Genomic DNA, 10,226 nt, shown 5'->3' on the forward strand with positions numbered 1-10,226 from the left:
CTGCTGTCAATAACTCGTGACATGTCACGAAACAGAGAGGTGTTTAGAAATGATGAACATTTTTTCTTCAAATATGAAGAAAGCCGAAGCTGCCAGCGTTACCCCAACCGCACCTGTTGTCTCCACGCAGCAGGATATGAAAGTTGCCTATCTGGGCAAAAATGAACTATCGGCCGTACGGCTCAAGGACCTGGCTGATGTCGCGGAGGGCTGCGCCCTTATCATGGGCTTCGTATCGCCGGATCTCAATCTTTCCGATGTGGCCCAGTCCATCAAACACGAAGTACCTGCTACCACGAAGGTCATCCTGATGACGACCTCGGGCGAGCTCTGCCGCCCACAGGGCAGCCGTTCCATCTACTGTGAGGCCCCGGACGGCCGCGCTAAGGTACTATTGCAATCCTTCTCGAACCGCATGATCGAGTCTGCTCATATCATGAGCATCCCGCTGCCGAGTGAGGATCTTCGCCGCGGCGAAGTCGAGATGACCGTCAATGACCGCGTCGCAGCTATCCGTCGGGAAATCGACAAGCTGCCAGTCCCGTTCCGCCTCAGTGTCGCCCATACTTTCGCGATGATCTACATCGACGGCGTCTCGGCCTGTGAGACCTTCGCATTGCAGGCGCTGTTCGAGTCAGGCAAATATCCGATCCCATTCATCGGCGGCAGTTCGGCCGGCGATATGACCTTTACCCACACCTATATCTATGATGACAAGCATTGTCTTGAGAATCATGCCGTCATCACGCTGGTCCGTCTCAAGAAAGCCTATCGCTATGGCATCTTCAAATCCCAGGCTGTCGAGCGCACCGGCGATGTATTCACCGTTGGCAGCGCCAATACTGCCCTGCGCTACGTGGAAACTGTCGAAGGGCCAAACGGCGAGCCGATTTCCTTCATCGAGGCCCTCAAAGACCACTTTAAGGTCAGCAGCACCGCTGACCTGCAGACAAAGCTGCAGGGCTATACCTTTGCCACTGATATCAACGGCGATGACTTCGTCCGCACGATTTCGGGTATCGATGATGTCAACGACCGCATCAGTTTCTTCTGTGACGTAGTTACCGGCGAGAAACTTTACCTGCTCAAACGTCAGTCACTGGAATCCACCTTGAATCGCGATATCCGCAGCTATACCAATGGCAAACCGAAAGCCGTCGGCGCTATCCTCAACGACTGCATCCTGCGCCGTCTCGGCTATCCAGAAGAAATCAAGCATATGGATTTCTTTAGCGACGTACCTGTCGCTGGTTTCTCAAGCTTTGGTGAAATCATGGGACTTCATGTCAACGAAACCCTGACAGCCATCTGCTTCTATCACGTCCCCGAAGGACAGCCTTTCTCCGATAGCTACGTCGACAATTTTGCCCGCAGCTATGCCAACTGCAATTCCTTCTTCTTCAAACGCGTCATCGACCGACAGAAACATACCGAGGTACTCAAAGACAACCTCATCAATATGTTCAAGGATTACCAGTCGAAGATGCCAGGCATCGTCCAGACCATCATGCGCATGTCCGGTGATGTTGACCTCATCCAGGAGGCTATCCAGCAGCTCTCCAAGGGCATCGACGAGCAGAATGGTCTCTTCAACCAGCTGACCGAGCGTAACCGCGAGATCACGCCGAAACTTGACATGCTCTCCCAGAGCACCCAGAAGATTGACGATGTCATGAAGATGATCAACGAGATTGCTGCCCAGACGAACCTGCTGGCCCTCAACGCCGCCATCGAGGCTGCCCGGGCTGGTGAGGCTGGCCGCGGATTCTCCGTCGTCGCCCAGGAGGTCCGCAAGCTCTCCGAGAATACCCAGACGAGCCTGCATACCTCCGACGAGGCCATCAAGGTGCTGCTGCACGACGTCGCCGAAATCGACAACATCCTCTCGGCCAACAAGGACTTTGAGGATAAGATCAATGAGTTCGACAAACACTTCGCAGCCGAGATGAAGAATCTCCACAAGAGCCTCAACGAAGGCGTCGCCCATATCCAGAAATCCACCCAGTCAATCCAGGCTCTGGAGGCTATCAATGAAAAGACTGCCGCTGAGATGGATAAACTTACGACAATCATCCACAATATCGAGATGGGTATCTAACCCCCACACAACATAAAGAAGGCCCTATGGTGCATGCAGTTTGCACCATAGGGCCTTCTTATATTCTACTCAGATACGTCCTGCAGCCAGCTCAGCAAGCTGCTGTTCCAGCTGCGAAAGCTTCGGTTTCTGCCGCAGCTCTTCGGGGTCATAGGTAATGAGCAATGATCCCGTCAGTGGCGTTATCACCGCCGCTTTGACCCCGGTAAAGGATTGCAGATAATCCTCCAAGGGCTTCTTCCACTGCGGGTTGGCTGCCAGCATACCGCTGCGCAGGCGCACGCGTCCCGGCACATAGGAATCCACCTGAAAGCTGGCCGCTATGTTTTTTAGCGGGTCAACGATTTCAGCCTTCTTTTCACCACAGCCAGCAAAGCGGCAGGCATCAGCCTGCATCTTCTTATGATGCTGCCAGCCATGCAAGAAGGACAAAGCCGCCCAGGCAATGCCAAAGCCGACATGGAACTTCTTACCAGCACATAGCGTAGCCAGGGTTCCCACTGACGCCACTGTCATCGGGATTCCCAATGGCAGGTTCTTGAGTCCACACTGCATAACCATCCCTCTTTTCCATCAAGCAGCCCGGCGATTCCGGGCAAAAAAGCCATTCTTGTTCTGATTCAATATCCGGCAGCTGTTGAGCACCACCGCCAGCGTCGCCGTATTGTGGATCACGGCGGCCCAGAGCGGACTGATCTTGCCCAGGGCTCCCAGCAGCATTGCCGAGGAATTGACCAGAATGGTCGCCATGAAGTTCTGATGGACCAGATCCATCGTGCGGCGTCCCAGTTGCAGCGTCTCGATCAGACGCTCGGGGTCTTCGGAGTGAATCGTCACAGCCGACGACTCAGCCGCGATATCGGTCTGACGACCGCCCAAAGAGACGCCTACATCCGCAAAGGCCAGGGCCGGCGCATCGTTGATGCCGTCGCCAACCATCATGACCGTGCCGCGCTGTTTGAGCTTATTTACATAGTGGCTCTTATCCTCAGGCAGGATTTCTGCATGATAGGAGTCGATATCCATGCTGCGGGCAACCTCAGCGGCCACGGCCTTGCTGTCACCCGTGAGCATGACGATCTCATCTACACCATGACGGCGCATCTGGTTGAGGGTCTTCTTCATCTTGGCCCGGACAGGGTCCTCGATGCCGATAATGCCCAGGAGCTCCGTATCCCTGGCCACATACAGGAGATTCTTGCACTCGACGCCCTCCAGCAGGGATTCATCGACAGCGATACCATTTTCCCGCAGGAATTTCCGGCTGCCCACTCGGATCATGCCGCCTTTATAGCCTTCAAAATCCGGCACCTCTGCCAGCATACCCCGGGCCACGATGGTCTTCGAGGACTTATGCTGGGGCGAGGTCCATTCCTGTTCCTGCACATATTTCTGGATGGCCACAGCCAGCGGATGCACCGAATGCTGCTCTGCTGACGACGCCAACAGGATCATTTCCTTCTCCTCTACGCCTTTGGCCGTCTTCGTAAAGGAAATCTGCGGAATGCCCACAGTGAGCGTGCCAGTCTTATCGAGCACCACCGTGTCCGTCTCGGCCAGGGCCTCGATATAGTTGCCACCCTTGACGAGGATACCGCGCTTCGCCGCAGCGCCGATGGCTGCTGACATAGCCGTAGCCGTCGAAAGCTTCAAGCCGCAAGAGAAGTCGATGAACAGGAGATTCAGCACCCGCTGCCAATCCCGGGTGGCACCATAGACGATGCCTGCCCCGATAAAGGAAATCGGCACAAGGAAGTTGGCCATCTTATCGGCAAAGTTCTGCACCGGCGCCTTGCGGTTCTGGGCTTCTTCCACCAGATGGACGATATGGGCAAGCGACGTGTCCTCGCCTACCTTCTCCACCTTGATGACAAGCTCACCGGCCTCCACCACACTGCCGGCGTAAACCGGCGACTCGGCGTGTTTCATGGCAGGATTCGATTCACCAGTGATCGAGGCCTGATTGACGGCAGCATCACCGGAAATCACCCGGCCATCGACTACGATCTTTTCGCCCGTATGGGCCGCAATCGTATCGCCCACCTTGACCTGCTCCACAGGAACCTTCTTTTCCGTGTCGCCCTCTACCAGCCATACATAGCGCTGGTCAAGGGACAGCAGCCCCGAAATATGGGTACGCGCCTTTTCGGCGGCATAGCTGGTAAGCATTTCCGCACCATTGGAAAGCGCCAACAGAGTTAGGCTCGATTCTGGCTTGCCAGCCAGGACCGAAGCGATAACGGCCGTCGCCGTCAGGGTATCGGCATTGGGCTGGCAATCCTTTACCACACCCTGCACGCCGTTCTGGATGAACTTGCGGGCAATCCCCAGCACCAGCAGGCTGCGCAAGACCTTGGCCCCAGCAAACATTCCTGGAGAAGTGCGCTTCAAGATTTCCATGCCGGCAAAACCAGCCAGGGAGATCAGCGCATCCCGGCGGTATTCTTCAAGACGCTGGGCCGGCGTAACAGCGGCTTCCTGCAAGCGTTTGACTGTGGTAATCATCAGCTGCTGGAGCTGCTGCAGCTGGTAAGGCGGCATCTGCCGCTTGTACCAGATCTGCACCCTGCGCTCCGTTACCGATACCGCCACCACATAACGGTTGCGGCGTATCATAGCAGCCAGCTTTGCCCGTTCCTCACGATTGAGTGCTGCCTGCAAATGAAAAAAACAATTTCCGTATATCATACGGTCCGCCATCCTCTCATCAAAGTAACCGCCCACCAGAGCATCTGGGAACCCGACGGGTACTGGCCAGTCAAAAGCATCTTGCGCAAGCCTCGCAGCAGGAACAGCATCGACGCCAGCGAACTCATATCAAAGCAGCCACAGGTGTGATCTTTGATCCACTGGCTGAAGGCCCGGGCCGTATTGCGGATGCTGCGAGTGATGAGGCCAGCATGAGACTCACAATCCATATTCGGACCAGCACCATTCTGCTGGCAGCGTTTCTTGAACAGATGCTGTTCCAGCCACTTGGCCAATTTATCGATATGGACATCATCCTGAGGCGCAAAAATCAGCAAGATGCTGCCACTTACGGCATTTACCTGCACCGATTTCACATAGCTGAGTTTTGCCAGTTTCTCTTCCAGCATTTTACCCAGCTCCGCCGAGAAAGCAGCCCGATAGCGGCGGCGTCCCGGCAGGGATGAGATCAGCTGCAACCCCTCAACGCGAGCAGCCTTCACCGGCATGACAGCCCTGCGGCATGCCTTCACTGGGCCTCTATGGCGCGCAGGTACTCCGCCGCCTCCTATTGCCTGGCGGATGCTCTTACCAATGGCCGCCCCCATCATGAATCCTGATACGTATGACATTCGTTATTTCCTCCTCGCGTGCGTCATGATATATTCCTCCACCTTGCGCAACTCAGCATTGCGGCGGAGCTTGTCTGGCGTGTAAACAATGAGAATCGAACCCGATACCGTATTCGTCGTTACTGCATCAATCTCAGCAAAGGCCGTCAACTGGCTCTTTACTTGCTGTGCTAAACCTTCATCGCCAATCATGTTATTTGAATATAACCGTACCCGTCCCGGCAAATACGATGCGATTTCCACGGAACGAATAAATACATCCAGTTTATTCGTTGGGATTTGCATTTTTCCCAGCAAACTCAAAACAGTTTCCCCCTAATCATACAAAAAGACTGCCGCAAAAACAAAGAGCGGCAGTCTCCTTTCTCGTCCTAAAACGACTTATTATTTGCTAGCCTTTTTTGCTTCCTGAGCTGCGATCAGGTCCTCGAGCTCTTCCTTCTGGCGCTGGAGTTCAGCAACCGGAAGTTCAGCAGCCGGTGCAGCCTGCTGCATAGCAGCCAGCTGAGCCTCGCGCTCCTGCATGAAACGATAACCGAAGATACCAGCAACAGCACCTACAGCCAGACCAATCCAAAAATCAGTTTTCTGGAACATAAATCCATCCTCCTCAATAATAACAATAATAAACAGGCTTTCCTGCTTATTTCCTTGTATTGGGCATCCTGTTCTCCATTCTGCCGTTGGAGAATGAAATCAACAATCTAGAAGGATTATCAATTTCATCCTCTATAGTAGCAAAACAACGTTTCTTTGTCAACGCTGTCCCTACAGTATTAATTATAGGATTGTAACCTGTAAATTGTCAATCTATTCGCTAATCATAACGAGAATAAAAGCATAAAGCAAAACAGCACCAAGCCGATGCCTGCACCGACAATCGAACCGTTCATGCGAATCCACAGAAGGTCTGGCTCCACCTTGTCATAGACCAAGTGATTGAGCTGCTCGTCCGTCAGCCGCGACAAGACATTCGTGACAATGACACCGACGAGGGTCTGGGCATGCAGGGCCGTGCGCGCAATGAGGTCATAGAGGAAATGACCGACCGAACGGCGCAGCACCTCGTCCGACTCCACCAGCTGCAGCATGCGCCGGTACTCATCGCGCAGGATCTCCTCGAGCCGCGTCCTAAGAGCCGGCATATGCTCGGTGAGCGGATCGACATGGCGTGCCTTGTCCTCGGCAAAATGACGGTGCAAGTGGTCAAGGGTCCGGAAGACAGCCTCCTCTAGAGGCAGGTCTTTGACCAGACGGTCCTTGAGCTCATGGACCAGCTGATGGAAGGTCGGCTCCTGGTTCAGCTCAGCTGCCTTCTCGTAAAACAGCGCCAGCATCTCCTGCTGCAGCTCAGAGTCCTTCGTGGCCAGGTCATCAAGCATCACCAGGATCTGCTGCTGCACGAGCTCAGCTGCCTCCTCGTAATTGACGAGATTCACGGCTCTTGCCAGGCCCATCAGGAAGGCCCCGAGGGAATTGTCCTGTACCTTTTCCTCGCCGTAGCGCTCAAACATTTCCGCCAAGGCTGCACGGGTCTCCTCGCCAGCCGCCCGTCCACGCAGGTAGATAGCCACACGGCTCAAGAACTCCTTGTCCTTGCCCGTCTGTCGCAGCCAGCCACCCCAAAGGGCAAAGAATGGCTCAGGCGCCAGGGCATCAAGGGTGCCGCGGAACCTGTCCGCTATCACTTTCGCCTGGGCCCGCGCATCCTGCTGCAGCAGGAAATCCCGGACATAGTGGACCAGCCGCAGGACCAAGCGGTTCTCTGTCTCCGGCTCAGCCAGCCAGCTTAAAAGCATCGGCAACAGATGCAGCCGCTCCAAATGGCGGAACACCTTGCGCCGGGAAAAGAACTCCTTCTGCACCATCGTCACCGACGCCTCGATAAAGGACTGGCGGCGGCGCGGCAGAATGGCCGTATGATACGGAAAGCCCAGCGGCTTGCGGAAGAGCGCCGTCACGGCAAACCAGTCGGCAATGCCGCCGACAAGTGCTGCCTCGGCACAGAACAGGAACGCGTCGGCCAGCACCTTGTCCGGATAATTCAGATGCAGGGCCAGCGCCAAGAAGAACACCAGCAGCGCCAAAAACAATGTCTTATCGGCCTTGTTCCAATCCGCCCATCTCATAGTCCCCACATCCTTTCCAGCAGCGTGACGACCAGATAAAGCCCCATGCCAACCAATGAACCGACTAAAGAACCGTTGATGCGGATCATCTGCAGGTCATCCTGCACCTTGGCTTCAACGAAGTTCACGAGCTCATCATCGGAGAACTCGTCGAGCCGCTCGCGGATAATCCCCGGAATCAAATCATGATGTTTTGTCAGCTCGTCTTCGACAAACTGCTTGACGAAACGGTCAAAGCGCCGCTGCCAGGGCTCCGACCGCGTAAAATCATCAATACGGGCATCGAGGAAGGCATGCACCTGGGGCAGCCAGAAAGGTGCCTCCCCCTTGATATTTGCCTCGAGCCAGCGCGCCAGCCCCCCCTCGATATCGAGGCGCTCCAGCAGCTGCTCCTTGCGGTCCTGCAGGATATCCCGCAGCCGCGCATCCTGGCTCAATGCGCGCAGCATAGTCTCAAGGCCGGCCTTTACGCTGGCATAGCTCGCCGTCGGCTCGGCCAGCATCGTCTTGAGATGCTGCTGCATGCGCGAAAGCAGCATATCGAGGATCCGCTCGTCGGTAATCCCCAGCGAAGCAAGCACAAAAGCCCGCCCTGCCGAATCCTTCTCATACTGCTGGCGCAGGCTCGTAATGCGCGAAAGCAGTACCTGCTGCAACGGCTCAGATTCCAGCAGGCGCTGGCTGATGGCCAATAGGCTTGCGAGGATCCGCTCCGAATGTTCCTCCTCAGCCAGCATGCGCAGGAGATCCGACACCACATCCTCTAATGCAAAGGACTGAAGCCCCTCGCGGATTGCCGGCGAGAGTTCCGCCGCCACCGCAGCCGTGTCAAGATCCTCCACCGCCCGGAACAGCACAGTCTTCACCACTTCATGCACGAGCCTGCGGCCGCCGCGATGCTCAAGGTACTCGACCAGCAGGCGCGCAGTATCCTGATCGTCGATGACCCGCATGATATTTGCAGTGCTCAAGAGGTCATCACTGGCAAAGGTCACGATGGCCTCCATGATGCGCTGGCGGTTGCGGCGCAGGATATCCGTGCGATACGATATCCCCAGCGGTTTATGGAAGATTGCCGTCACGGCAAACCAGTCGGCAAGGCCGCCAATCGTTGCGGCCAGAAATCCGTGATGCAAAAGACCTGGCAAAAAGCTAGTGCCGCCGGCTGCCATCGTTCCGATGAAACCGGCGGCACTGATGCCTAAAGCCAGGTTGGCTTTATTCTTTGTCTGCAAGAGTCACACCTCAGATTCTTCCCGTAAGCTCTTGAAGATAAGCTTTGAACGGTGCACCAAGATCCTCACGGCGCAAAGCAAACTCCACCGTCGCCTTGAGGAAGCCAAGCTTATCGCCTACATCGTAGCGCTTGCCCTCAAAGTCATAGGCGTAGACAGCATCCTCCCGGGCTAGGACTTTGAGCGCATCCGTAAGCTGCACCTCGCCGCCCTTGCCTGGCTCAGTCCTCTCAAGGATGTCAAAGATCTGCGGCTTGATGATATAGCGGCCCAGCACAGCCATGCGGCTTGGCGCCTCTTCCCTGGCCGGTTTCTCGACCATGTCCGTTACCTTCATCAGGCGATCATCCTCGGTCTGCGTACCAGCAACGATACCATAAGCGGAAACCTTCTCCTCCGGTACATTCTGGCAGCCAAGCACCGAACCGCCCGTAGCCTCATAAACATCCATGAGCTGGCGCAGGGCCGGTTTCTCCGGATTGTAGACCACATCATCACCCAAGAGCACCGCAAATGGCTCATTGCCCATAAAAGCTTTCGCACAGAGAATCGCATCGCCCAAGCCACGCATATAGCGCTGGCGGATATAATGGATATTGATATCAGCTGTTTCCTGGACTTTTTCCAAAAGGTCCGTTTTCCCCTTTTTCAAGAGCTCCGCTTCCAGGGCCGGTGCGCCATCAAAATGATCCTCGATGGCACGCTTGCCATGACCGCTGATAATCAGGATGTCTTCGATACCGCTGGCCATTGCCTCTTCCACGATGTACTGAATGGTCGGCTTATCGACAATCGGCAGCATCTCCTTCGGCGTCGCCTTCGTAGCCGGCAAGAAACGCGTACCATACCCTGCCGCCGGAATCACTGCTTTTCTGATCTTCTGCATAATATAATCCCCTTATAAGTAAAATGTCCTAGTCATATATATTATACATAATCTGCAAAAATCCTGCTACTTTCTGTCCTGCACAAAAACAAAAGAGATTTACTGGAGGTATGCCAGCAAATCTCTCTATAGTTGGAAACATATACAGCAAATTGCAGTTTGTCTGTTAGTGCGAGATTACAATAAGCTTGATACAGCTCAGCTAGGGTGAGGGTGGGTGCACTTTTTCTCCGCTCCGCTAAATGACCCGCGCTGGTGTTTAAGTACGTATTTAGTTACATGCGCCGGGCAGGCCAGCGGCGCGCCAATACATCTGGACATTCTAGCAAGTACCTACCGCGTGCCATCCCTCACTGCGTTCGGGCAATCGCTCCGTCTGCGAAGAAAGTGTACCCACCCTCGCCCTCTGATATGTGGGTACAAGCCTGTTCCTTTCCGGCGATAGGCCACGAATTACATCGATGTGCTTGTTATGAGAGCAACGGTTCGTGCAAATTCAACCTTCCGTTACCAAAGGGGCGAACGGGGTAGTGCTTCTTTCTGTCTGGAGCGACTGTC

9 protein-coding genes are annotated in these 10,226 nt (G+C 55.0%); 1 reads left to right on the top strand and 8 read right to left on the bottom strand.

The features are described 5' to 3' along the window. Positions 1-49 precede the first annotated feature (49 nt). Complete coding sequence (locus BM322_RS05210; protein WP_318254536.1) at positions 50-2,098, top strand: methyl-accepting chemotaxis protein; 2,049 nt, start codon at positions 50-52, stop codon at positions 2,096-2,098. 69 nt (positions 2,099-2,167) lie between these two features. Here the strand turns inward: BM322_RS05210 and BM322_RS05215 are convergent, their stop codons facing one another. From BM322_RS05215 to galU, 8 genes are all read right to left on the bottom strand, one after another. Further along, the gene (locus BM322_RS05215; protein ID WP_075428850.1) at positions 2,168-2,653 is read right to left on the bottom strand and encodes an HMA2 domain-containing protein; all 486 of its coding nucleotides are present in this window, start codon (positions 2,651-2,653) and stop codon (positions 2,168-2,170) included. An 18-nt stretch (positions 2,654-2,671) separates the two neighbouring features. After that, entirely contained in the window at positions 2,672-4,786 is a 2,115-nt protein-coding gene (locus BM322_RS05220; protein WP_075428851.1) for a cation-translocating P-type ATPase, read from the bottom strand. After that, positions 4,783-5,418: an HMA2 domain-containing protein gene (locus tag BM322_RS05225; protein ID WP_075428852.1), complete on the bottom strand. Its 636-nt coding sequence runs from the start codon at positions 5,416-5,418 to the stop codon at positions 4,783-4,785. Before BM322_RS05225 ends, BM322_RS05220 begins: the two co-directional genes overlap by 4 nt. A gap of 3 nt (positions 5,419-5,421) precedes the next feature. Continuing rightward, entirely contained in the window at positions 5,422-5,703 is a 282-nt protein-coding gene (locus BM322_RS05230; protein WP_075428865.1) for an HMA2 domain-containing protein, read from the bottom strand. A 99-nt stretch (positions 5,704-5,802) separates the two neighbouring features. After that, positions 5,803-6,015, bottom strand: a complete 213-nt coding sequence (locus BM322_RS05235; protein WP_074513966.1) for a 50S ribosomal protein L9 — start codon at positions 6,013-6,015, stop codon at positions 5,803-5,805. Positions 6,016-6,239: 224 nt separating this feature from the next. Then, positions 6,240-7,547: a DUF445 domain-containing protein gene (locus BM322_RS05240; RefSeq protein WP_075428853.1), complete on the bottom strand. Its 1,308-nt coding sequence runs from the start codon at positions 7,545-7,547 to the stop codon at positions 6,240-6,242. After that, a complete protein-coding gene (locus BM322_RS05245; protein WP_075428854.1) occupies positions 7,544-8,782 on the bottom strand; it encodes a DUF445 domain-containing protein in 1,239 nt (412 codons plus the stop codon). The genes BM322_RS05240 and BM322_RS05245 overlap by 4 nt, the downstream gene beginning before the upstream one ends. Positions 8,783-8,792: 10 nt before the next feature. After that, complete coding sequence (gene galU / locus BM322_RS05250; RefSeq protein ID WP_075428855.1) at positions 8,793-9,668, bottom strand: UTP--glucose-1-phosphate uridylyltransferase GalU; 876 nt, start codon at positions 9,666-9,668, stop codon at positions 8,793-8,795. Between the last annotated feature and the right edge of the window lie 558 nt (positions 9,669-10,226).

This window comes from Selenomonas sp. GACV-9, assembly GCA_900116485.1.
GTDB classification, from domain to species: Bacteria; Bacillota; Negativicutes; order Selenomonadales; family Selenomonadaceae; genus Selenomonas_A; species Selenomonas_A ruminantium_G.